This is a genomic window from Streptomyces asoensis (assembly GCF_013085465.1).
Lineage (GTDB): Bacteria > Actinomycetota > Actinomycetes > Streptomycetales > Streptomycetaceae > Streptomyces > Streptomyces cacaoi_A.
Genome location: NZ_CP049838.1, coordinates 5,073,168 through 5,096,163, shown reverse-complemented (window position 1 = coordinate 5,096,163; position 22,996 = coordinate 5,073,168). Strand labels below are relative to the sequence as shown.

Annotated in this window: 16 protein-coding genes, 2 tRNA genes and 1 pseudogene; 5 read left to right on the top strand and 14 right to left on the bottom strand. The window is 69.5% G+C overall.

Annotated elements, in window-relative coordinates:
• Nucleotides 1-25: 25 nt before the first annotated feature.
• Nucleotides 26-280 (top strand): cell division protein CrgA, encoded by a 255-nt coding sequence (gene crgA / locus G9272_RS22755; RefSeq protein ID WP_054242100.1) that lies wholly within the window; start codon nt 26-28, stop codon nt 278-280.
• A 277-nt stretch (nt 281-557) separates the two neighbouring features.
• Here the strand turns inward: crgA and G9272_RS22750 are convergent, their stop codons facing one another.
• Nucleotides 558-1,448 (bottom strand): rhomboid family intramembrane serine protease, encoded by an 891-nt coding sequence (locus tag G9272_RS22750; RefSeq protein WP_171398278.1) that lies wholly within the window; start codon nt 1,446-1,448, stop codon nt 558-560.
• 272 nt (nt 1,449-1,720) lie between these two features.
• On the bottom strand, nt 1,721-2,254 hold the full coding sequence (locus G9272_RS22745; protein ID WP_171398277.1) for a peptidylprolyl isomerase: 534 nt from the start codon (nt 2,252-2,254) through the stop codon (nt 1,721-1,723).
• 332 nt (nt 2,255-2,586) lie between these two features.
• Between G9272_RS22745 and G9272_RS22740 the strand changes: the two genes are divergently transcribed.
• Nucleotides 2,587-3,291 (top strand): DUF5324 family protein, encoded by a 705-nt coding sequence (locus tag G9272_RS22740; protein WP_171398276.1) that lies wholly within the window; start codon nt 2,587-2,589, stop codon nt 3,289-3,291.
• 84 nt (nt 3,292-3,375) lie between these two features.
• Here G9272_RS22740 and G9272_RS22735 read toward each other — a convergent pair.
• Nucleotides 3,376-3,448 (bottom strand) — tRNA-Ala (locus G9272_RS22735).
• A 180-nt stretch (nt 3,449-3,628) separates the two neighbouring features.
• On the opposite strand from G9272_RS22735, the gene G9272_RS22730 reads away from it, so the two are divergent.
• Together G9272_RS22730 and G9272_RS46410 are read left to right on the top strand one after the other, a co-directional pair.
• On the top strand, nt 3,629-4,177 hold the full coding sequence (locus G9272_RS22730) for a helix-turn-helix domain-containing protein (protein WP_020130633.1): 549 nt from the start codon (nt 3,629-3,631) through the stop codon (nt 4,175-4,177).
• Between the two features lie 159 nt (nt 4,178-4,336).
• Nucleotides 4,337-5,668, top strand: a pseudogene (locus G9272_RS46410) (serine/threonine-protein kinase); the annotation flags it as partial.
• 938 nt (nt 5,669-6,606) lie between these two features.
• Here the strand turns inward: G9272_RS46410 and G9272_RS22720 are convergent.
• Together G9272_RS22720 and G9272_RS22715 are read right to left on the bottom strand one after the other, a co-directional pair.
• Nucleotides 6,607-8,022, bottom strand: coding sequence for a hypothetical protein (locus tag G9272_RS22720; RefSeq protein WP_253267898.1), 1,416 nt, complete (start codon nt 8,020-8,022; stop codon nt 6,607-6,609).
• A 182-nt stretch (nt 8,023-8,204) separates the two neighbouring features.
• Complete coding sequence (locus tag G9272_RS22715) at nt 8,205-8,333, bottom strand: DLW-39 family protein (protein ID WP_003999697.1); 129 nt, start codon at nt 8,331-8,333, stop codon at nt 8,205-8,207.
• Between the two features lie 349 nt (nt 8,334-8,682).
• Here G9272_RS22715 and G9272_RS22710 point away from each other — a divergent pair, with 349 nt between their 5' ends.
• On the top strand, nt 8,683-9,048 hold the full coding sequence (locus G9272_RS22710; protein ID WP_171398275.1) for a DUF6344 domain-containing protein: 366 nt from the start codon (nt 8,683-8,685) through the stop codon (nt 9,046-9,048).
• Between the two features lie 599 nt (nt 9,049-9,647).
• Here G9272_RS22710 and G9272_RS22705 read toward each other — a convergent pair.
• The 9 genes from G9272_RS22705 to dnaN all read right to left on the bottom strand — a co-directional run bounded on the left by G9272_RS22705 (nt 9,648) and on the right by dnaN (nt 22,529).
• A complete protein-coding gene (locus G9272_RS22705; protein ID WP_171398274.1) occupies nt 9,648-12,008 on the bottom strand; it encodes an arylsulfatase in 2,361 nt (786 codons plus the stop codon).
• Nucleotides 12,009-12,514: 506 nt separating this feature from the next.
• Nucleotides 12,515-12,588 (bottom strand) — tRNA-Ile (locus G9272_RS22700).
• A 123-nt stretch (nt 12,589-12,711) separates the two neighbouring features.
• Nucleotides 12,712-13,503: a DUF3566 domain-containing protein gene (locus tag G9272_RS22695; protein WP_171398273.1), complete on the bottom strand. Its 792-nt coding sequence runs from the start codon at nt 13,501-13,503 to the stop codon at nt 12,712-12,714.
• Nucleotides 13,504-13,521: 18 nt separating this feature from the next.
• Nucleotides 13,522-16,116: a DNA gyrase subunit A gene (gyrA, locus tag G9272_RS22690; protein WP_171398272.1), complete on the bottom strand. Its 2,595-nt coding sequence runs from the start codon at nt 16,114-16,116 to the stop codon at nt 13,522-13,524.
• A 42-nt stretch (nt 16,117-16,158) separates the two neighbouring features.
• Entirely contained in the window at nt 16,159-18,243 is a 2,085-nt protein-coding gene (gene gyrB, locus G9272_RS22685; protein ID WP_171398271.1) for a DNA topoisomerase (ATP-hydrolyzing) subunit B, read from the bottom strand.
• A 374-nt stretch (nt 18,244-18,617) separates the two neighbouring features.
• Nucleotides 18,618-19,151, bottom strand: coding sequence for a DUF721 domain-containing protein (locus G9272_RS22680; RefSeq protein ID WP_171398270.1), 534 nt, complete (start codon nt 19,149-19,151; stop codon nt 18,618-18,620).
• Nucleotides 19,148-20,269 (bottom strand): DNA replication/repair protein RecF, encoded by a 1,122-nt coding sequence (recF, locus tag G9272_RS22675; protein ID WP_171398269.1) that lies wholly within the window; start codon nt 20,267-20,269, stop codon nt 19,148-19,150. The genes G9272_RS22680 and recF overlap by 4 nt, the downstream gene beginning before the upstream one ends.
• 52 nt (nt 20,270-20,321) lie before the next feature.
• A complete protein-coding gene (gene gnd, locus G9272_RS22670; protein ID WP_057606303.1) occupies nt 20,322-21,197 on the bottom strand; it encodes a phosphogluconate dehydrogenase (NAD(+)-dependent, decarboxylating) in 876 nt (291 codons plus the stop codon).
• A 201-nt stretch (nt 21,198-21,398) separates the two neighbouring features.
• Complete coding sequence (gene dnaN, locus G9272_RS22665; RefSeq protein WP_171398268.1) at nt 21,399-22,529, bottom strand: DNA polymerase III subunit beta; 1,131 nt, start codon at nt 22,527-22,529, stop codon at nt 21,399-21,401.
• Nucleotides 22,530-22,996 lie beyond the last annotated feature (467 nt).

Sequence of the window (22,996 nt, the reverse complement as noted above, 5' to 3'; positions counted from 1 at the left end):
CAGCGCATCGACAGGAGAGACCCTCGTGCCGAAGTCACGTATCCGCAAGAAGGCCGACTACACGCCGCCCCCGGCGAAGCAGGCGACCGCCATCAAGCTGAACAGCCGTGCCTGGGTCGCGCCGGTGATGCTGGCCATGTTCCTCATCGGACTGGCCTGGATCGTGGTCTTCTACGTCACCGACGGCTCGCTGCCCATCGACAAGCTGGACAACTGGAACATCGTCGTGGGCTTCGGGTTCATCGCGGCCGGGTTCGGCGTCTCCACGCAGTGGAAGTAGCGGTAGCAGCAGCGGGGACAGCGCGGGGCGAGTAGCTCTGCCCAGGACTATCCCCTGAGTTATCCACAGCAGTTTTCCACATGGGGAAAAGAAAGACGATCTGTGGATAACTCATCGGAGGTTGACGCCGGTGTGACGTAACTACCGGCCGTCACTCTCACTCGAAAGAGTGTTCGCCCCCTGCCTGACCTGTGCAAACGCAGGTCGATGGCAGGGGGCACAGCTGTTCCCGCACGTTGTGCACAAGATTCGACACAGACTGTGGACAACAGCGCGCTCAGGTGAGCTGGACGGTCCTCAGGAGCGTCACCACCACGACGACCGCCAGCATCAACGCGCAGGTCCCGAACTGGACGAGGGCCCGCCGCTCACGGGGGGCGTGGACCATGCCGACCCCCATCACGACACCGGCGACCAGGCCGCCGATGTGGGCCTGCCAGGAGATACCGCTCCACCCGAACGTGATGACCAGGTTGATCACCAGCAGGGCGATGATCGGCCGCATGTCCTGTCGCAGCCGGCGCATGAGGACGGCCGTCGCGCCGAACAGACCGAAGATCGCGCCGGAGGCGCCCAGGGTCGCGGTGCCCGGCGAGGCCAGCAGATAGCTCAAGGCACTGCCCGCGAGGCCGGACACCAGGTAGAGCGACAGATAGCGGGCCCTGCCGAGCGCCTGTTCCAGCGGGCCGCCGAGCCACCACAGGCCCAGCATGTTGAAGGCGAGGTGCCAGGGAGCCTCGTGCGCGAACATCGAGGTGACCATGCGGTACCACTCGCCCTCGGCCACGCCCTCCGTCGGATTGAAGGGGGCCGGCGGCCACTGGCCGATCAGCACCAGGCTGTCCAGCAACGAGGACCGCACCTGCACAGCGAGGAACACCGCCACGTTGATCCCGATGAGGATCTTGGTGAGCAGCCGGGGATCGGCGGTGACGACGCCTCCCGCGAGCGTGCGGGGCTGCGAGGCACTGGGCGCGTGCCCCGTACCGGAGCCCTCGCGGACGCAGGTGGGGCACTGGAAACCGACGGAGGCGCTGACCATGCACTCCGGGCAGATCGGGCGCTCGCAGCGGGTGCAGCGAATGCCGGTCTCCCGATCGGGATGCCGGTAGCAGACGGGCAGGCCGCTCTGCGCGTCGTCCTGTCGGCTGCCAGGCGCCTGGTCCATGGGCTCCCCCAAGTAAGTCGTCCGAGTCGTCGTTGTCGGAGTGTCCGAGTATCCGAGGAGTCGGCGTAGTCGGAAAGGAACCGCCCTGCTCATCCTTACGGACGAGCAGGGCGTTTGGTTCCCGATGGTGTGCCGGGGGCTCCCGATGGTGTGCCGGGGGCTCCCGATGGTGTGCCGGGGGCTCCCGATGGTGTGCCGGGGGCTCCCGATGGTGTGCCGGGGGCTCCCGATGGTGTGCCGGGGGCTCCCGATGGTGTGCCGGGGGCGTCGCCTCAGCCCTTGCGGCTCTCGACGACGACCGACTCGATGACGACGTCCTTCAGCGGACGGTCGGTGCGCGGGTTGGTCTGGCTGGCCGCGATGGCGTCCACCACCTTCTGGCCGGCCGGGTCGACGACCTCGCCGAAGATGGTGTGCTTGCGGGTCAGCCAGGCCGTCGGGGAGACGGTGATGAAGAACTGCGAGCCGTTGGTCGCCGGGCCGGCGTTCGCCATGGCCAGCAGGTAGGGCTTGTCGAAGCGCAGGTCCGGGTGGAACTCGTCCTCGAACTGGTAGCCGGGGCCACCGGTCCCGTTGCCCAGCGGGTCGCCGCCCTGGATCATGAATCCGCTGATCACGCGATGGAAGACCGTGCCGTCGTACAGCTTGTCCGTGGACCGCACGCCGGTCTCCGGGTTGACCCACTCACGCCCGCCGGTGGCGAGTTCGACGAAGTTCTTGACCGTGTTCGGGGCGTGGTCCGGGTAGAGCCGGATCTCGATGTCGCCGTGGTTGGTCTTCAGGGTGGCGTACAGGTGCTCGGCCACGGTCTGCCTTCCGTTGTCTCTCTGTGACCCCCAGATCCTCGCACGGTCCGGGGCAGCCATCGCCCGACAGCCCGTTCCGGCATCAGAACCGGCGGTTCGGGTACAGAAAAGCATCCGACTCGTCCGGGACGGGAGCGGGCGACGCCGATCCGTGGCATCGTCGGCTTTGTCGCCCTGTCGACCCTCTATTGCGATTGCCCCCGATCCGTCCCCTATCGCATGTGATCAGCACCCGTATGCCCGTCCACGCATGCCGGGACGGCCATTGACAGGCATGATCCGTAAAAGGGTGGAAAGTCGAAATACCGTACGCCACCGAGGAGGAGGAACCCGTGACCCGCATCGACAGCGTGCGCGCCGCGACCGGCTCGGCGAAGGACAGCGTGCTGCACGCCGCGGAAGTGGTGGCGCCCTACGCCGACACGGCCAAGGAACGGGCCGCGCTCTACGCGCATGAGGCCCGTGTACGGCTCGCGCCCAAGGTGTCGCTGGCCGCAGAACAGGCCCGCGTGCAGTACGACGCCCATGTCGCCCCGCGTCTGGAGCAGGCGAAGACCCATGTCCCGCCGAAGGTAGACCTGGCCGCGCAGGAAGCGGCCGCCCGCACCCGGCTGGCCGCACGACAGGCCGCCGACTACTCCCGGCCGAGGATCGAACAGGCGGTTGCCGCGGCCGGGCCCGTGAAGAACGAGGCCGCCGCCCGAAGCGTCGCCGCGCTGGCCGCTCTGCGCGGCCAGGTGACGCCGAAGGAGATCGAGAAGCTGACGCGCAAGCACCGGCGGCGGGCCAAGGCGGGCAAACTCGCCAAGGCGCTGATCGTCCTCGGTGCCGTCGCAGGCGGCGCCTACGCGGCCTGGAAGTGGTGGGACAAGCAGGCCAACCCGGACTGGCTGGTCGAGCCGCCGGCCGCCACGGAGGTACCCGCCTCGGGCGGCCTGGCCTCGGTGGACGGCAGCGTCGACCCGTCGGTCCTCGACCCCGAGGTACAGGCCAAGGAGGCCGAGGAGGACGCCGCGAACCGCGACGACCGCAACTGAGCGGCCTGCGGCCGACCTGCGCCCACACCTCACCAAAAAGACCCCGCCCACCTGCGTTTCCGCAGGTGGGCGGGGTCTTGTGGGTGGAGCCTAGGGGAGTCGAACCCCTGACATCTGCCATGCAAAGACAGCGCTCTACCAACTGAGCTAAGGCCCCGCAAGAGACGTCCGGCCGGAAAACCTCGCACCGGCGGGCGCCGCAGACCAGAGTACCGGGTCACCCGGGGTATCTCGCAAAAAGATTGGGGGTCCCCGCGGATGACCACTCTCCGTAAGATGCTCGGACGCGGTTCGCTGGAGCGAACCGCGGTTTCTGGGGAAGCGATGGGGAGACGCAATGGACGCCGCACAGCAGGAAGCGACCGCGAGAGCGCGGGAACTCCAGCGGAACTGGTACGGGGAGCCGCTGGGGGCGCTCTTCCGTAAGCTCATCGACGATCTTGGCCTCAACCAGGCTCGTCTCGCTGGGGTACTGGGACTCTCGGCGCCGATGCTGTCGCAGCTGATGAGCGGTCAGCGGGCGAAGATCGGCAACCCGGCGGTGGTGCAGCGGGTGCAGCTGCTCCAGGAGTTGGCGGCACAGGTCGCGGACGGCAGCGTCAGCGCCGCCGAGGCGACCGAGCGCATGGACGAGATCAAGCGGTCGCAGGGGGGCTCGGTGCTCAGCAACACCACACAGACGACGAGCGGTTCGGGAGCTCCCACGGTCAAGCGGGTCGTCCGCGAGATCCAGTCCCTGCTGCGCTCGGTGGCCGCCGCCGGCGACATCATCGACGCCGCCGACACTCTCGCCCCGACCCACCCGGAACTGGCAGAGTTCCTCCGGGTGTACGGCGCCGGCCGTACCTCCGACGCGGTCACGCACTACCAGTCCCACCAGAACTGAGCCCTCGGCCCGGTCGCCGAAGGGGGTTCGGCAGCCGGGCGGTCGGCAGCTCCGGGGGGTATCAGGACGCAGCGGGGCACACGGGGGTCGTATCGCTCATCGCGGGGGAAGCAGAGGGGGAGACCCGAGCGGGACCAGGGGGAGGAGCGACGCACAGCCATGGGTGAGGTCTTCGCCGGACGGTACGAACTGGCCGACCCGATCGGTCGCGGAGGGGTCGGCGCGGTCTGGCGTGCCTGGGACCACCGCCGCCGCCGCTACGTGGCCGCCAAGGTGCTCCAGCAGAGCGACGCGCACGCGCTGCTGCGCTTCGTCCGCGAGCAGGCGCTGCGGATCGACCACCCCCATGTGCTCGCGCCCGCCAGCTGGGCCGCCGACGACGACAAGGTCCTGTTCACCATGGATCTGGTGGCCGGCGGTTCGCTGGTCCATCTCGTCGGCGACTACGGCCCGCTGCCCCCGGTCTTCGTGTGCACGTTGCTCGACCAGTTGCTCTCCGGGCTCACCGCGGTCCACGCGGAGGGTGTCGTGCACCGCGACATCAAACCCGCCAACATCCTGCTGGAGGCCACCGGTACGGCCCGGCCGCGCCTCAGGCTCTCCGACTTCGGCATCGCGATGCGGCTGGGCGAGCCCCGGCTGACCGAGACCAACCTCGTGGTCGGAACGCCCGGTTACCTCGCGCCCGAGCAGATGATGGGCTCCGAACCGGACTTCCCCGCCGACCTGTTCGCCGTCGGCCTGGTGGCGCTGTATCTGCTGGAGGGCGCCAAGCCGGACGCCAAGGCCCTCGTCCAGTACTTCGCGGAGTACGGGACTCCTGGCGCCCCCAAGAGTGTTCCGGAGCCGCTCTGGCAGGTGGTCGCCACCCTGCTCCAGCCGGACCCGCAGGCGCGCTTCCGTACCGCCACGGGGGCGCGCAAGGCGCTCGCGGCGGCCGCCGAGCTCCTGCCCGAACCCGGCCCGGACGACGAGTTGATCGAGATCTTCGACCAACTCGGCCCCCTGCCCCCGGGTTTCGGCCCCAACGGCCCACCCAAACCACCAAGGCCCCCCAACTCCCCGACCCCCCGCCCGCACACCACCCCCGAACAGGGCCACCCACCCGCCGCACCCGCCCCGGTCCATCCCCACGCCACCGCCGATACGGGCCACCTGAGCACCCCGCCCGACCCGCCCGCCCCGGGCACCGCTCCCGCCCCGGGTGGCCGGGGTCCCGCTCCCGATCCGGGCGGCGCGGGTCCTGCCCCCGGTCTGGGCGGCGTGGGTCCTGCCCCCGGCCCGGGCGGCCGGGGTCCCGCTCCCGGTCCGGGCAACCTGGGTCCCACTCCCGGTCCGGGCGCGGGCGGGCTGAGTCCCGCTCCCGATCCGGGCGGCCTGGGCACCACTCCCGGTCCGAGCCGCCCGCTCGCCGGTCCCGATAGCTTGGGCGCAACACCTGCCCCAGCCAGCCCGAACACCCCACTCGAGTCCGCCGGCCTCGGCACCGCACCCGGTTCGGGCGGCCTCGGCAGCGCTCCCGGTCCGGGTGACCTGGGCACCACTCCCGGTCCGAGCCGCCCGCTCGCCGGTCCCGGTGGCCCGGGCGCAACACCTGCCCCAGGCAGCCCGAACACCCCACCCGAGTCCGCCGGCCTCGGCGCCGGACCCGGACCGGGCCTACCGGACAGCGCGCCCCAGTCGGCCGGCCGGGGCACCGGTTCGCTGCCCGGCCGGCCGGGAGTGGCCCCCGGTGCAGCCCCGGCGGGCACCGGATCTCTCCCCTCCGGTCCAGCGGCGCCCGCCGGTCCTGCCCACCCGGGCACAGGCGGCCTGCCCTCCCGGCCGGACGGATCGCCTGATCCGGCCCGCCCGGGCACCGGTACGGGCTCGGGTACGGGTGGCGGCGGCGCGGGCACGCGTGCCGGTTCCGGGTCGGCGTGGTCGGGCGGAGAAGCCGTACCGTCCGCGCCAGGCCATGCCCCGGGCTCCGTGCCGAACGGCGGCCCACGGCAGCACCCGGATTCGACGCCTACCGATCCACGCCGGCCCACGCGACCGCCACGGTCGGCCACCTCCGCCCCCGCGCCCGCTCCCTCCATGTCGGACACCGGCAGCTTTCACCTGCCGCCCCCGCAACCGGCGGCCGGCTCCTTCTCCGGCCCCGGAGCCCCGGAGCCGTCCACTGCGCATCCCCCCGCCTACGCGCCGACACCCGGCCCCATGGCTGCGCCCCCGTACGAGCCCACGTTCGTGTTGCCCACCCGTGGGCAGCGCGGTGAGGTGTCCACCGCCTCGTACACCGCTCAGGACCCTCAGGCCCCACGAGCCCCTCAAGCCCCGCAGGTCCCGCCTTCCTCACAGGTCGGCTCGCCGCACGGCCGTCGCCGTGGGCGTCCCGGTCCGCCCGCCAGGGTCGCGCTGCCTCTGCTGTTCCTCGCGCTGGCCTGCTACGCCGTGGGGTTCTGGGCGTTGACGCGCATCTGAGCCGCCGCCCGGCGCCGGGCGGTCAGCGTCCACACCCCGAGCACCATCAGCAGCACGCTTCCGGTACCGATGCCGCCCACGGCGACCGCCTTCATCGCGGGGTCGCCGCCCGCCGCTCCGTCACCCGACGCGTCGGCGCCCGCCAAGCCCTCGCCCCCCGAGGGCACGGGGTCCGGCGCGCCGACGTCGAAGAACCCGCGCGGCACCGACTGCCGCGCGTACCCCGGACCGGCCTGGGTGCCGCCGCCGAGCCGGACGCGCAGGGTCAGCCCGTACGGCCCCTCACCGAAACGATCGGCGACCTGTGCCGCGAGGTGCACCACCAGGTAGTACGAGCCGGCGAACCGCAGGGACTTCGTCGGGTCGGTGGGGGCGTACCGGTTGGTGTATCCGACCGGCGGGACCGGTGGCAGCGAGGCCGACTTCTGGCTGCCGCCGTAACCGATGCCCACGTCCTTGACCGAGGCGCGCACCGGGTTGTAGAGCGTCAGGTCCAGCGCGTCGACCACGTACCCGGAGTTCTTGTCCGCGCTGCCCAGGTCGACGGTGGCGGACAGCTGCTGCCCCCAGTCGACGGGCACCTTGTAGAAGAGGGTCTGCCCGGGGACGATCTCGTCGCTCCGGACGCCCTGCTTCACGGCAGCCGCCTCGGCAAAGCCGGCCCCGCCCCGGACGGCGACCGGCTCGTCCACGGGCAGCGTGGGCGTAGCGGAGTCCCACACCTCGGGCACGCTCGTGGCGGCCGCCTTCGCCAGGGGCGCTTCGGAGACGGGCGCGAGTTCCAGGTCCCAGGACCGGCCGTCGGAGAGGTCCGTCTCCTCCTCACCACTGCCGGTGCCGGTGCCGGTGCGCTCGACGACGACGTAGTACGTACCGGCCTTCTGACACAGCCCCGTGCCCGGCGGCAAAAGTTCGCGCGCTCCCCAGGCGGTGAGCGGCTGGGGACTCAGGGCGGCTCCGACGGTCACGGAGTCGGAGGAGCACGTGACGCTGTCGGCGTCCTGCACGGAGACGCTGATCCCGTCCCCTGCGGAGAGCGTGGCTCCCGCGCGCGGGATCGCCGTGACGGAGACGTACACGTTCGACGTGCCGTCGAGTTCGAGGCGGTAGTAGGCCTTGCCTTCGCCGTCTTCACCGTCATCGCCCTGGAGGGAACTCCGGTACGTCGCGCCGGGTTCCAGACGGGCGGCGCCGGTGGTGCCCGTCGCCGCGGGGGCGCTGCGCACGTCGTCGGCGAAGGCGTACGCGGGGACGTTCGGCGCGGCCACGGCGACCCGTCCGGGCAGCACCGCCGACGACACGCAGAGCACCGCTCCTACGACCGCGCTCCGCACGACGGCCCGCCACACGGCCGCTCCACGCCCCGTACGCCGGGCCATCGACCCCGCCCCCTCGCCTTCGACCGAACGTGGGCCATCCTCCCCCGCACGCGCGCGTGCCACCCCCGCATTCCGTACGAGCGTCCGAAAAGCCCGCCTCTAACCGCGGGCCGGGGGATCCGCAACACAAAACCCCGACCGCGAGCGGCGGCCGGGGTCTGTTCAGTCTTCGGTATCGATACTCACGAACCCGTGGGCACGGAGTCAGTCGCCTCCGTCCACAGATCCTGCTCGGCGCGATCCGCCTGGATCTGGCGGTACACGAGGAGCCCGCCGATGGCGGCCAGTGCGACCAGGAGAAGCTTCTTCACCGCGCGACCTCGTCTTTCCTTGACGTAGGGGACCTCTGGCGCCCGACTATACACACCGACCGAGACCGATCGGTGACCTGTGTCGGCCCCTCAACTCCCGCCCTCGGCAGCGCAATAGAAGCGGATCACACCGCTCCGATCGGAGGGTGATCACACCCGTACGGACGGTGACGTTTGCCCGTCCTCATCCCATCTGATCCTCACTTCTCCGCTTTTAGAGCGCTTTGCGCCCATCCGGGTGGTGTTCATCAGAACAACGCCACGCCGCGAGCGTCGGTCCACCACTTCGCGCCCTCCTTACACATCATGAGGAAAGTACGCAAATCGCCCAACCCGAAAGTGAGGGGCCATGCCCGAGAACCGGGTCATGAAGCTGTGGACCGCCATCGTCACCGCCTTCCTCGCGCTGTGCACGGCGCTCGGACTCATCACGACGACCGCCACCACGGCGGCGGCGCAGTCCGCTCCGACGCGCAGCAGCGAGAGCGTGACCACCACGGACACGACGGCGTGGCCGACGGTCGCGGCTCCCTGGGTCTGGGCTCAAGCCCGCTCCCTGCCCCCCACGATGAAGCAGCGCATCCGCGCCGAGGCGCACGGCAAGTCACCCAGCTGCCGCCACCGCGGCCTCCCGGACACGGAAGCGGCCGAGCACGCCACCGCCTCCTGCGACTCCGCGGACCCGGCCGAGCCGGCCACCCCGCTCCAGCGCTGAGCCCCCGGCACACCACGTGCCGCCTCCCCCGACGTAACGGCGAACTTGCGTACAGCCCGCACGAGCAGGCCCGGCAGCTCCCCAGGAGCCACCGGGCCTTCGCCGTGCCCTCGCCGCCACACTCCCTCGATCCCGGGCCCACCGGCAATCCCGGAGTCCTCCGGGCAACCTGTAGCCCTCCGGGCAACCCGTGGTCCTCCGAGCAAGCCGCAGCCCCCGGCTCACACGTAGCCCACCCGTCGATGTCACCCGGGTTCGCGCCTGTTGGTGTCAGGCGTTGGTGTCAGTCATCACGGGCGACCTTGACAGATACTCCCCTTCACCTTGGCTTGACGGTGGAGCGCCACCTACCGGCTGCTCGCTGCCAGGCCCGGGCGCACCGAGATGCGCCGGCGGCTGGACATCGACCCGGCAGACATCGTGGGTTCACCCTGGATCGACCGGCGCGGCGTCGGGCCTGGGTACTGGGCCCCTGAGCCGAGCGGCTGACGTATACAAGGACGCGCATCGCACAGGCCATGCCTTGGCAGCCTCAGCGGTCGGTCCGCCGTCGGCGGCCTGGATGACGGCCGTGCGGTTGGTGGTTGCCCACCCGCTCCTCATTGGCGGGCCATGTGCATGCGCATCTCGCTCTCGGCGTCGAGGATGAGGTCGCCGGACAGGTCGACGGTGACGCTGTGGAGGGTGCCGGTGAAGCGGAACGGCGCCCGGTAGTCAGGGGTGACGGCAGAGCCGGGGTTGGCGCCGCAGGCCATGCCACCCGGATTGAAGGTGATCGGGGTGGTGACCGGCATGTCGCTCTGTCCGACGAGGTGGGCGTCGATATAGAGCTGGGCGCGGCCGGGTGCGCCCTTGCCGTGGGCGATGTCCGGGGCGCCGGTGGGCTCGAACTCGAAACGCAGCGCGTGCCGCCCCTCTGGCAGGCTCTCGCTGGAGACCACGTGGTGCAGGGTCCGCTGGACGTAGTTGTGGGCGTAGTGCAGGTGGCCGTCCTTGACGTAGAGGGACCAGCCACCGGCGTTGGTGCCCTGGCAGAGCAGGACGCCCTGCGCGCCGCCGGGCGGGATCTCGACGTCGGCGGTGACGCTGTGCGGGCGGTTGAGGACCCGGGGCGCGACTGCGGCGGGAACGGCCTGGGTACCGGAACGGAATGTGTAGCTGGTGCGGTTCTCGGTGATCTGAGGGCGCTCGGTCATGATGCGCTGGAGGACGCTGCCGTCGATCGGCATCACGTTGTACTTGCCCGCCTCCACGTACCACAGCGCGATCATCTCGATGAGTTTGCTGCGGTGCTCCTGGGCGAGATTCCTGGTCTCGGCGATGTCCTCGTCGACGTGGTAGAGCTCCCAGTGGTGGGCGTCGAGGTCGTCGAGGTCCGCCATCGTGATCGGAGTGCCGAACGGCCGCTCGGCCTCCTCGAAAGAGGGGCCAGGCCAGGGGCACACCGCCCGCCACCCGTCGTGGTCGATCGCCCGGTGTCCGAGCATCTCGTAGTACTGGGTGCGGTGGCGGCTCGCTGCGCCGGCGTCGTCGAAGGTGTGCGCGAAGCTGACCCCGTGAAGGGGCGACTGGGTGACACCCCGAATGGTCGCCGGCGCCTCGATGCCGAGCACGTCCAGGACGGTGGGGACCATGTCGATGATGTGCGCGAACTGGTCGCGGATCTCACCGCGGGCCCGGATCCCGTCGGGCCAGTGGACGAGGAACGGGTCACTGACGCCACCGCGGTAGGTCTCCCGCTTCCACCGGCGGAACGGCGTGTTGCCCGCCCATGTCCATCCCCACGGGTAGTGGTTGAACGTGGCCGGGCCACCGAGCTCATCGATCCGCGCCAGGCTCTTCTCCAGCGTCTCGGGCGCATTGTTGAAGAACTGCACCTCGTTGGTGGTGCCGGTCACCCCGCCCTCGGCGCTCGCCCCGTTGTCGGAGACGACCATGATCAGCGTGTTGTCGAACTCGCCGGTCTCCTTCAGGAAGTCCAGCAGCCGCCCGAGGTGGTGGTCGGTGTGGGAGAGGAACCCTGCATAGACCTCCATCATCCGCGCGGCCAAGCGCCGCGCGTCGGGCGTGAGCGAATCCCACGCGGGCACGTCCGGATCGTGCGGGGACAGCTGCGCGTCCGCGGGCACCACGCCGAGCTCCTTCTGCCGGGCGAAGGTGCGCTCGCGGTAGGCGTCCCAGCCGTCGTCGAACCGCCCCCGGTAGCGGTTGGCCCACTTCTTCGGCACATGGTGCGGGGCATGCGTCGCACCGGGGCACAAGTTCAGGAAGAACGGCTTGTCCGGGGCGACCTGCTTGGCGTCGGCGATGAACGACATCGCCCGCTCGACCAGGTCCTCCGTCAGGTGGTAGCCCTCCTCCGGCGTAGCCGGCGGCTCGATCTGGTGGTTGTCGTACACCAGGTCCGGATACCACTGGCTCGTGTCACCGCCCAGGAACCCGTAGAACCGCTCGAAACCCCGCCCCAGCGGCCACCGGTCGTACGGGCCCGCCGCCGATTCCTGCTCCGAGGGCATCAGGTGCCACTTGCCGACCATGTACGTGTTGTAGCCGTGCTCCAGCAGCATCTCCGACAGGAACCCGTTCTCGAACGGGATCTGCCCGTCGTAGCCCGGATAGCCGGTGGCCAGCTCCGTGATCGCCGCCATGCCGTTGGCGTGGTGGTTGCGGCCCGTGATGATGCAGGAGCGCGACGGCGAGCACAGCGAGGTGGTGTGCATGTTGCTGTACAGCAGCCCGCCCCCGGCAAGCGCGTCCAGATTCGGCGTCTCTATCGGACTGCCGTAGCAACCGAACTGCCCGAACCCCGTGTCGTCGAACACGATGAACAGCACGTTCGGCGCACCTGCCACCGCCCGCACCGGCTGCGGCCACGCCGGACTCGACTCATCGGTCGTCCGCCCGATCACTCCCGGGAACCGCTGCCCCGGTCTGTACTCGCTCAGTGACGACTGGGTCATCTGTCTCCGTCCACACCAGGAACACAAGCGCCGGTGACGTTTGTGCGGCCCGCTACGACGACAGATCCTGTCGCCGACACGGGATGGAGCCGCCGAACACTTCCAAGCTAGGCCGCCTCCATCACCACGGCGACCGGGGGCCGTTGCCTCCCGTTCGCCACGAGCGGGCGCAGACCCCGCGAGGTCGGTGGATCTCGATGGGAGAGTCAAGCGCCGTGAAGGGTGATCAGTCGCCGCAGAAGTGAAGGGGCGGGTCTCTGACCTGCGGGCGTGTAATCGATCAACGCTGCGACCTGCGACGGACCGGAGACGGCCCCGACTGGTCATGTCGTGAGCGCGCTGATGGCGTCGCCGTTGAAGGTAGACAGCGAGCGGGAGGCTGTGGGCATGCTGGCCGAACTCCTGGAGGACCCGCTGATCGGCTGACCGCAGCCGTCACGGCCGTTGATGTCAGCCGTAGATGTCAAAGACCCCCAACCATGATCGGTTGGGGGTCTTCTCGTATGTGGGGCTAACAGGATTTGAACCTGTGGCCTCATCCTTATCAGGGATGCGCTCTAACCAACTGAGCTATAGCCCCGCCGCGCTCTGCGGTGTGTGTCCCGCGCGCTGACTCCTGAAGATTAGCGCACGACGTGGGCAGTCCCAAAATCGATAGTCGCGGGACGCACAGCAGGGTTTGAAACCGCTACGACGGCAAAGGTCACTCGTCCTCGGCCAGCGTCAGCTCGACGCCGCCGACGAAGCCCGCGGACAGGTTGTAGATGAACGCGCCGAGCGTCGCGAGCGCGGTCGCGAGGACGACATCGATGACCGCGATGATCGACGTGAACATCAGGACGTGGGAGAGCGACAGGAACGACTGGAGGTCGAAGCCGTTCGACTCGTTCGAGCCGGTCGCCTCCGCCACCGTGCCGCCGACCGTCGAGAAGACGCCCATCGCGTCCATGACCATCCACAGCACGGCGGCCGCGACGATCGTGCAGATGCCCAGGGCGATGGAGAGCAGGAAGCTGACCTTCATCACCGACCAGGGGTCGGCCTTCGAGACACGCAGCCGAGCCTTGCGGACCCGGGGCGTGGTGCGGGCGCCGGTCCGCGGACGCCGTACGGCGCCGGCCGCGGCCGGCGCCGCGGGCGCCTGCGGCGGGTAGGCCTGCGGCGGGTGATAGGGCCCGGCGGGCTGCTGCTGCGGCTGCCGCTCACCGGGGAGCGGCGATGCCTCCTGCTTGGCCTGCGTGCCTCTGGTGTCCGTCACGGTTCCCCCCTGGGATCCCTTCGATCCTTGCGTGTCGGTCGAGGGTGAGGGCAAGTCGGCCGCAGGGGGCTTGATGGCCTTCAGCTGGGTCGTGTGGGTGTCCGCCGCACGCCCGTCGGCACCCCCGGCGCCCCGCGCGTCGGTCGTACGCGCGTCCCCCGCCGGCGCGGCGGAGCCACGGCCGCCGCCGTTCTTTCCCGTACCGGCAGACGTACCGGCGCCCGTGGCTCCGCTCACGATGACTCACTCCTCGTGCTACTCGGACGAGGGCGACTCACCCTCGTCCGTGCCGGTGGTCGTGGCTGCCTCGGCGGTCTCGTCCACAGCAACCTCGCCGTCGACCTCCTCCGCCTCGCGCCCCGCCTCGGCGTTACGTGCGATGCCGACGACGGCATCGCGCTTGCCCAGGTTGATCAGTTGGACGCCCATGGTGTCACGGCCCGTCTCCCTGATCTCGTTGACTCGCGTACGAATCACACCGCCGGACAGCGTGATGGCGAGGATCTCGTCGGTCTCCTCGACCACCAGCGCGCCGACGAGCGAACCGCGGTCCTCGACGATCTTGGCAGCCTTGATACCCAGGCCGCCGCGACCCTGGACGCGGTACTCGTCGACGGCGGTCCGCTTCGCGTACCCACCGTCTGTGGCAGTGAACACGAACGTACCGGGTCGAACAACATTCATCGAGAGCAGCTGGTCTCCCTCACGGAAGCTCATGCCCTTGACACCCGAGGTGGCACGGCCCATGGGCCGCAGGGAGTCGTCCGTCGCGGTGAACCGGATCGACTGTGCCTTCTTGCTGATCAGAAGCAGATCGTCGTCGGCCGAGACGAGTTCGGCTCCGATCAGTTCGTCGTCGGAACCGTCCTCCGTCTCACGGAGGTTGATCGCGATGACACCACCGGCACGCGGCGAATCGTAATCCTTCAGAGGCGTCTTCTTGACCAGGCCGCCCTTGGTGGCCAGCACCAGGTAGGGCGCCGCCTCGTAGTCGCGGATCGCGAGGATCTCGGCGATCGCCTCGTCCGGCTGGAAGGCCAGCAGGTTCGCGACGTGCTGGCCACGCGCGTCGCGGCCGGCGTCGGGCAGCTCGTACGCCTTCGCCCGGTACACCCGGCCCTTGTTGGTGAAGAACAGCAGCCAGTGGTGCGTGGTGGAGACGAAGAAGTGGTCGACGATGTCGTCTTCCTTGAGCTTCGCCCCACGCACCCCCTTGCCGCCGCGCTTCTGGGAGCGGTAGTCGTCCGTCTTCGTGCGCTTGACGTAGCCACCGCGCGAGATGGTGACGACGATGTCCTCCTCGGCGATCAGGTCCTCGATGGACATGTCACCGTCGTAGGGCACCAGCATCGTCTTGCGGTCGTCGCCGTACTTCTCGACGATCGCGGCCAGTTCCTCGCTCACGATGCCGCGCTGGCGGACCGGCGAGGCCAGGATCGCGTTGTACTCGGTGATCTTCGCCTGGAGTTCGTCGTGCTCCTGGATGATCTTCTGGCGCTCCAGGGCGGCCAGTCGGCGCAGCTGCATCTCGAGGATGGCGTTGGCCTGGATCTCGTCGATCTCCAGGAGCCCCATCAGGCCCGTGCGCGCGATGTCGACGGTGTCGCTGCGCCGGATCAGCGCGATGACCTCGTCGATGGCGTCCAGGGCCTTCAGGAGGCCGCGCAGGATGTGCGCCCGCTCCTCGGCCTTGCGCAGCCGGAAGCGCGTACGGCGGACGATGACCTCGATCTGGTGCGCCACCCAGTGGCGGATGAACGCGTCCAGGGAGAGCGTGCGCGGGACACCGTCGACCAGGGCCAGCATGTTGGCGCCGAAGTTCGACTGGAGATCCGTGTGCTTGTACAGGTTGTTGAGGACGACCTTGGCGACCGCGTCCCGCTTCAGGACGATGACCAGGCGCTGGCCCGTACGGGACGACGTCTCGTCACGGACGTCCGCGATGCCGCCGACCTTGCCGTCCTTCACCAGGTCGGCGATCTTCTGCGCGAGGTTGTCGGGGTTGGTCTGGTACGGCAGCTCCGTGACCACCAGGCACTGGCGGTTCTGGATCTCCTCGACCTCGACGACCGCGCGCATCGTGATGGAGCCGCGCCCCGTGCGGTACGCCTCCTCGATGCCCTTGCGGCCGACGACGAGCGCGCCGGTCGGGAAGTCGGGGCCCTTGATGCGCTCGATGAGGGCGTCCAGCAGCTCCTCGTGCGAGGCTTCCGGGTTCTCCAGGTACCACTGGGCGCCGGACGCGACCTCGCGCAGGTTGTGCGGGGGGATGTTGGTCGCCATGCCGACCGCGATACCGGCCGAACCGTTGATCAGCAGGTTCGGGAAACGGGCCGGCAGGACGGTCGGCTCCTGGGAGCGGCCGTCGTAGTTGTCCGTGAAGTCGACGGTCTCCTCGTCGATGTCGCGGACCATCTCCATGGACAGCGGCATCATCTTGCACTCGGTGTACCGCATGGCGGCCGCCGGGTCGTTGCCGGGAGAGCCGAAGTTGCCGTTGGAGTCCACCAGCGGCATCCGCATCGACCACGGCTGCGCGAGGCGGACCAGCGCGTCGTAGATCGAGGAGTCGCCGTGCGGGTGGTAGTTGCCCATGACGTCGCCGACGACGCGGGCGCACTTGTAGAAGCCCTTCTCGGGCCGGTAGCCGCCGTCGTACATGGCGTACAGGACGCGGCGGTGGACGGGCTTGAGACCGTCGCGGACGTCCGGCAGCGCGCGGGAGACGATGACGGACATCGCGTAGTCGAGGTACGAGCGCTGCATTTCCGTCTCGAGCCCGACGGGCTCGATGCGCATCACGACGTCGCCGCCCTCTTCAGGGGTGACGGGAGTGTTCTCGTCGGTCATTGCTGGTGAGAATCCTTTCTGGTGCGGTCAGCTGAGACCGACTCAGATGTCGAGGAAACGGACGTCCTTGGCGTTGCGCTGGATGAAGGCGCGGCGCGCTTCGACGTCCTCGCCCATCAGGACCGAGAACAGGTCGTCGGCCTGGGCGGCGTCGTCGAGGGTGACCTGGCCGAGGACGCGGTGCTCCTGGTCCATGGTCGTGATGCGCAGTTCCTCGGCGTTCATCTCACCGAGGCCCTTGAAGCGCTGGATCGAGTCCTCGCGCACGCGCTTGCCGCGCTGGCGGCCCATCTCGAGCAGCGCGTCGCGCTCCCGGTCGGAGTACGCGTACTCGATGTCCTCCCGGCCCCACTTGATCTTGTAGAGCGGGGGACGGGAGAGGAACACGTGCCCGGCCTCGACCAGCGGCCGCATGAAGCGGAACAGGAAGGTCAGCAGCAGGGTGTTGATGTGCTGGCCGTCGACGTCGGCGTCCGCCATCAGGATGATCTTGTGATAGCGGAGCTTCGAGATGTCGAAGTCCTCGTGCACACCGGTGCCGAAGGCGGAGATCAGCGCCTGGATCTCCTGGTTCTGGAGGATCTTGTCGATCCGCGCCTTCTCGACGTTGAGGATCTTGCCTCGGATCGGGAGGATCGCCTGGTACTGCGGGTTGCGGCCGGACTTGGCCGAGCCGCCGGCGGAGTCACCCTCGACGATGAAGATCTCGCACTTGATGGGGTCGTTCGACTGGCAGTCGGAGAGCTTGCCCGGCAGGGACGCCGACTCCAGCAGACCCTTGCGGCGGGTCAGGTCGCGGGCCTTGCGGGCCGCCACGCGCGCGGTGGCCGCCTGGATGCCCTTGCGGACGATGTCCGCCGCCTCCACCGGGTTGCGGTCCAGCCAGTCGTTGAGGTGCTCGTAGACCGCCTTCTGGACGAAGGTCTTCGCCTCCGTGTTGCCCAGCTTGGTCTTCGTCTGGCCCTCGAACTGAGGCTCGCTCAGCTTGACGGAGATGATCGCCGTCAGACCCTCGCGGATGTCGTCACCCGTGAGGTTGTCGTCCTTCTCGCGCAGCAGCTTCTTGTCCCGCGCGTACTTGTTGACCAGGTTCGTCAGCGCCGAGCGGAAGCCCTCCTCGTGCGTGCCGCCCTCATGCGTGTGGATGATGTTGGCGAAGGAGTACACACCCTCGCTGTAACCGCTGTTCCACTGCATGGCGACTTCGAGGGAGAGGCTCTTCTCCTTGTCCTCCGCCTCGAGGTCGATCACCGTCGGGTGCACCACGTCGCCCTTGCGGGAGTTGAGGTACTTCACGAAGTCGACGATGCCGCCCTCGTAGTGGTACGTGACGGTCTTGACCTCGTCCTTCTCGTCCGCACCCGCCTCGTCCGCCCCGGCGGTGGCCTTCGCCGACTCGCGCTCGTCGGTGAGCTTGATGGTCAGACCCTTGTTGAGGAACGCCATCTCCTGGAAGCGCCGCGAGAGCGTCTCGAAGGAGTACTCCGTGGTCTCGAAGATGTCGGCGTCGGCCCAGAAGGTGACCGAGGTGCCCGTCTCGTTCGTGGCCTCGTGCTTGACGAGCGGGGCCGTCGGAACGCCCATCTTGTAGTCCTGCGTGTGGCGGTGGCCGTCGGTCTTGACCTCGACCGCGACCTTGCTCGACAGGGCGTTCACGACCGAGACGCCGACGCCGTGCAGACCACCGGAGACCGCGTAGCCGCCGCCGCCGAACTTGCCGCCCGCGTGCAGCACGGTCAGCACGACCTCGAGGGCCGGCTTGCCCTCGGACGCCACGATGCCCACCGGGATACCGCGGCCGTTGTCGATGACACGGACACCGCCGTCGGCCAGGATCGTCACGTCGATGGTGTCCGCGTGGCCCGCCAGCGCCTCGTCGACCGAGTTGTCGACGACCTCGTACACGAGGTGGTGCAGACCGCGCTCGCCGGTCGAGCCGATGTACATACCGGGTCGCTTACGGACCGCGTCCAGACCCTCGAGGACGGTAATGGCGCTGGCGTCGTACGAGGTGGTGACCTCGCTGGTCGAGGCGGCTGCCCCGCCGCTCGCGCCGGCGTCGGTGGACGGGATGTTCTCGTTGGGGTTGCCGGAATCGGCCACGAAGCGCCCTTTCTGGCACAGCACCAGCCAGGCTCGTCGGCAGGTTGCCGGAGCGGCTGCGGCATGTTGCGTTGGTAAGCCTTGATCAGCGTTGCTCAGCTTCTCCCGGGCGGTCCCCACGTTCGGGGCGGGATTGGCTTCCAGTCTACCGGTAGCACTGACACTGATGGGGGTTTGCCGGTACCTGAGTCCGCATGTGCCGCCCTCAACCGGTCTCTTCCGGGTCCCGATATACGGAAGGGGGCTCCAAGAGGCTCACGGAGGCACTCAGCGCTTCCGGGTGTCAACCCTTGGCTACTTGGGAGTCAGGTCCGAATTCGCACCCGCACGCGGGCACACAGAACAAAGGCCGGGCGGTCCCCGCAGGACCCTCCCGGCCTCGGAAAGCGTGACGCACGTCACCCGTAGGTATCGCCGGGACCGGTGCTCCCAGGGGCCCTGAGGGGGCCGTAGCGGCGTGCGGGGCCGTTGGGACCGAGCACCTTGATCTGCCGCACCGTCCCGTGGCCCAGATCCTCGTTGAGGCGTGCGACGAGCGTCGGCGCGAGCAGCCGCAGGTTCGTCGCCCAGGCCGTGGAGTCGCAGCGCACGATCAGCGCCCGCTCTTCCTCGTCGTACTTCTCCGGCACGCAGTGCTTGGCCACGTCCTCGCCGACGATCTGCGGCCACCGGCCCATCACACCGCCCACCGCCGCCGGCGCCTCCCACCCGCGCTCGTTGAGCAGCCGGTTGATCGCCGCGCCCAGCGCCATGGGGTCGCGGCCGTCCGCGCGCGCGCCGGAGCGCAGGCCGCCGCCGCGCCGCGCCTGCTTCTTCTGCTGAGCCGCGTCCCCACGCGCGCGTGCCTGCTCGCGGGCCGCCCTGAGCGCCACCCGCGCGAGGTCGACGCCGGACGGCTCGGGGACCCGCTTCGCAGGCTCGTCCGCGGTCACAGGCGCTCCACCGTCCCCTCGGCCACGGCGTACCTGGCTCCCGCGAGCACATGCGGTACGTCGTCGTCGACCGCCGCCGTCACCAGCACCTGCTCGCCGGGTGCCACCAGCTCGGCCAGCCGCTCCCGCCGACGGGCGTCCAGCTCCGCGAAGACGTCGTCCAGGACCAGCACCGGCTCGTTGCCCTCGGCCCTCAGCAGGTCGTACGAGGCCAGCCGCAGCGCCAGCGCGTACGACCAGGACTCGCCGTGGGAGGCGTACCCCTTGGCGGGCAGCTGACCGAGTTTGAGAACCACGTCGTCCCGATGCGGGCCCACCAGGGTCACGCCCCGCTCGATCTCCTGCTTGCGAACGTCCGCGAGCGCGGCCATCAACTGCCCGTAGAGGTCCTCACGCGTGTGTGCCTCACCGGGCGCGGACGGCTTGTACTCCAGGGCCACAGGACCGCCGCCGGGCGCCAGCTGCTCGTACGCCTTGTCGGCGAGCGGCTGGATCGCGGCGACCAGGTCGAGGCGCTGGGCGAGCAGCTCGGCGCCCACGCGCGCGAGGTGCTGGTCCCACACGTCGAGGGTCGACAGGTCCATGGAGCGGCCGCCGTGCCGTCGGGCGAGCGCAGCCGACTTGAGGAGCGTGTTGCGCTGCTTGAGCACCCGCTCGTAGTCCGAGCGCACGCCCGCCATCCGCGGGGAGCGCGCGGTGATCAGCTCGTCGAGGAAACGGCGCCGCTCACCGGGATCGCCCTTGATCAGCGCGAGATCCTCGGGCGCGAACAGCACAGTCCGTACGATGCCCAGCACATCACGGGGTCTGACCTGCGAGGACCTGTTGATGCGGGCACGGTTGGCCTTGCCGGGGTTCAGCTCCAGCTCGACCAGCTGCTGCCGCTCGCCCTGTCTGATCTGCGCCCGGATGATCGCGCGGTCGGCGCCCATGCGGACCAGGGGCGCGTCCGAGGCGACCCGGTGGCTGCCGAGGGTGGCGAGGTAGCCGACGGCCTCGACGAGGTTCGTCTTGCCCTGCCCGTTGGGGCCCACGAACGAGGTGACGCCCGAGTCGAGCGGAACCTCGACCCGGGCGTACGAGCGGAAGTCGGCCAGCGACAGATGCGTGACGTGCATGGTCGTTCGCCGACCTCCCCCAGGGTTGTGGATCGCGGGGCGACCCTGTGGATTACTTCTTCTCGACCGCGTGGCCGCCGAACTGGTTGCGCAGCGCCGCGATCATCTTCATCTGCGGCGAGTCCTCCTGACGGGACGCGAACCGCGCGAACAGCGACGCCGTGATGGCGGGCAGCGGCACGGCGTTGTCGATCGCGGCCTCGACCGTCCAGCGGCCCTCGCCGGAGTCCTGCGCGAAGCCGCGCAGCTTGTCGAGGTGCTCGTCCTCGTCGAGGGCGTTGACGGCCAGGTCGAGCAGCCAGGACCGGATGACCGTGCCCTCCTGCCAGGAGCGGAAGACCTCGCGCACGTCCGTGACGGAGTCGACCTTCTCCAGCAGCTCCCAGCCCTCGGCGTAGGCCTGCATCATGGCGTACTCGATGCCGTTGTGGACCATCTTCGCGAAGTGGCCGGCGCCGACCTTGCCGGCGTGCACCGCGCCGAAGTCGCCCTCGGGCTTGAGCGCGTCGAAGACGGGCTGCACCTTGGCCACGTGCTCCGCGTCGCCGCCGTACATCAGCGCGTAGCCGTTCTCCAGGCCCCAGACGCCGCCGGAGACGCCGCAGTCCACGAAGCCGATGCCCTTGGCGGCCAGTTCCCCGGCGTGCTTCTCGTCGTCCGTCCAGCGGGAGTTGCCGCCGTCCACGACGACGTCGCCCGGCTCCAGCAGCTCGGCGAGCTCGTCGACGGTCGACTGGGTGGCGGCACCGGCCGGGACCATCACCCAGACCACGCGCGGGCCCTTGAGCTTGCCCACAAGCTCTTCGAGGCTGTGGACATCGGCGAGGTCCGGGTTGCGGTCGTATCCGACGACGGTGTGGCCCGCGCGGCGGATCCGCTCGCGCATGTTGCCGCCCATCTTGCCGAGGCCGACGAGACCGAGCTCCATCAGTTGTTCCTTAGGTCGCTGTGTGGCGTGTGGGGCACCTTCGTACCCATGTCCGAGCCTAAACCCGGACGGTCACGCACACCTGTGGGCATACGCGCTCAGACGTACGACCCCACCTGGGGGTTCACCGGTGGCTTCTCCCCAGGGACCGCCCCGGTCGTCCACGGCCTGTGGACGACCGGTCGGATCACGGCACCGGCGTCAGCCGCTGAGACGCACCGGCATGATCAGGTACTTGTAGGCCTCGTCCGCCTCCGCGTCCAGCGCCGGCTTGCCGCTGAGCAGCGCGGGCTTCGTGGACGTCGTGAAGGACAGCTGGGCGACCGGGGAGTCGATGGCGCTCAGGCCGTCCAGCAGGAAGGTCGGGTTGAAGGCGATCGAGATGTCGTCGCCCTCGAGCTGGGCGTCGACCCGCTCCACAGCCTGTGCGTCGTCACTGGAGCCGGCCTCCAGGATGAGCACGCCCTGCTCGAAGCTGAGCCGCACCGGGGTGTTGCGCTCGGCGACCAGGGCCACGCGCTTGACGGCCTCCACGAAGGGGGCGGTCTCGATCACGGCGACGGAGTTGAACTCGGTCGGGAACAGCGTGCGGTACTTCGGGAGGTCGCCCTCCAGGAGGCGGGTCGTCGTACGCCGTCCCGCGCCCTCGAAACCGATCAGGCCCTCGCCCGAGCCGGATCCGGACAGCGCCAGGATGACGCTGTCGCCGCTCGTGAGCGCCTTGGCGGTGTCCAGGAGCGTCTTGGCGGGCACCAGGGCGACCGCGGAGGCCTCCGGGTTCTCCGGCTTCCACAGGAACTCGCGGACCGCGAAGCGGTAGCGGTCGGTGGAGGCCAGCGTGACCGTGTCGCCCTCGATCTCGATGCGCACACCGGTGAGGACCGGCAGCGTGTCGTCACGGCCGGCGGCGATGGCGACCTGGGCGGCCGCGGAGGCGAAGACCTCGCCGGGGACCGTGCCCGTCGCGTTCGGCATCTGCGGCAGGGACGGGTACTCCTCCACAGGCAGTGTGTGGAGGGTGAAGCGCGAGGAACCGCAGACCACCGTCGCCCGTACACCGTCTGTGGAGATCTCCACCGGGCGGTTGGGCAGGGCGCGGCAGATGTCCGCGAGCAGGCGGCCGGAGACGAGGACCGTGCCCTCCTCCTCGACCTCGGTGTCCACGGAGACCCGCGCGGAGACCTCGTAGTCGAAGCTGGACAGGCTCAGCTGGCCGTCCTCCGCCTTCAGCAGCAGGCCGGCGAGGACAGGCGCCGGCGGACGGGCCGGGAGGCTGCGTGCCGCCCAGGCCACGGCCTCCGCGAGTACGTCGCGTTCCACCCGGATCTTCACTCTTGCCGCCTCCTGCTGTTGCCGGCGCTTCTCGCCCTGCCTGGCCTTCGTCGTCTGTCTCGGTGTGGTCGGCCCCGACGGGGGGCAGGACCAACGGGTCCAGTCTGACGCACCGCACTGACAGTCGGTGCCCCTCGGGGTCAAGTCGTGACGAGGGGCAGCCGGGCACCGAGGAGCGAGTTGTGCACAGGACCCCCTTCTAAACGGATTTCTCGCTCTCTCTAGTTGGGAGTAGTAGTAGGGGCTGTGGAAACGGTGGATAACCGTGTTTTCGCAGCTCAGAGGCGGAATTTTATCCACCGGGCCTGTGGGCGGAGGCGGTGGACAACCGGGGCCTTCTGTGGAGAACAGAAAGTTCTGCACACGCCGTGCACAGGCTGAGGCGAGTTCTCCCCAGCGGCGTCCCCAGGTTTACCCACCTTTCCCACAGGCCAACCCGGCACCTTCGTGTGACGCCTTTCACTCGA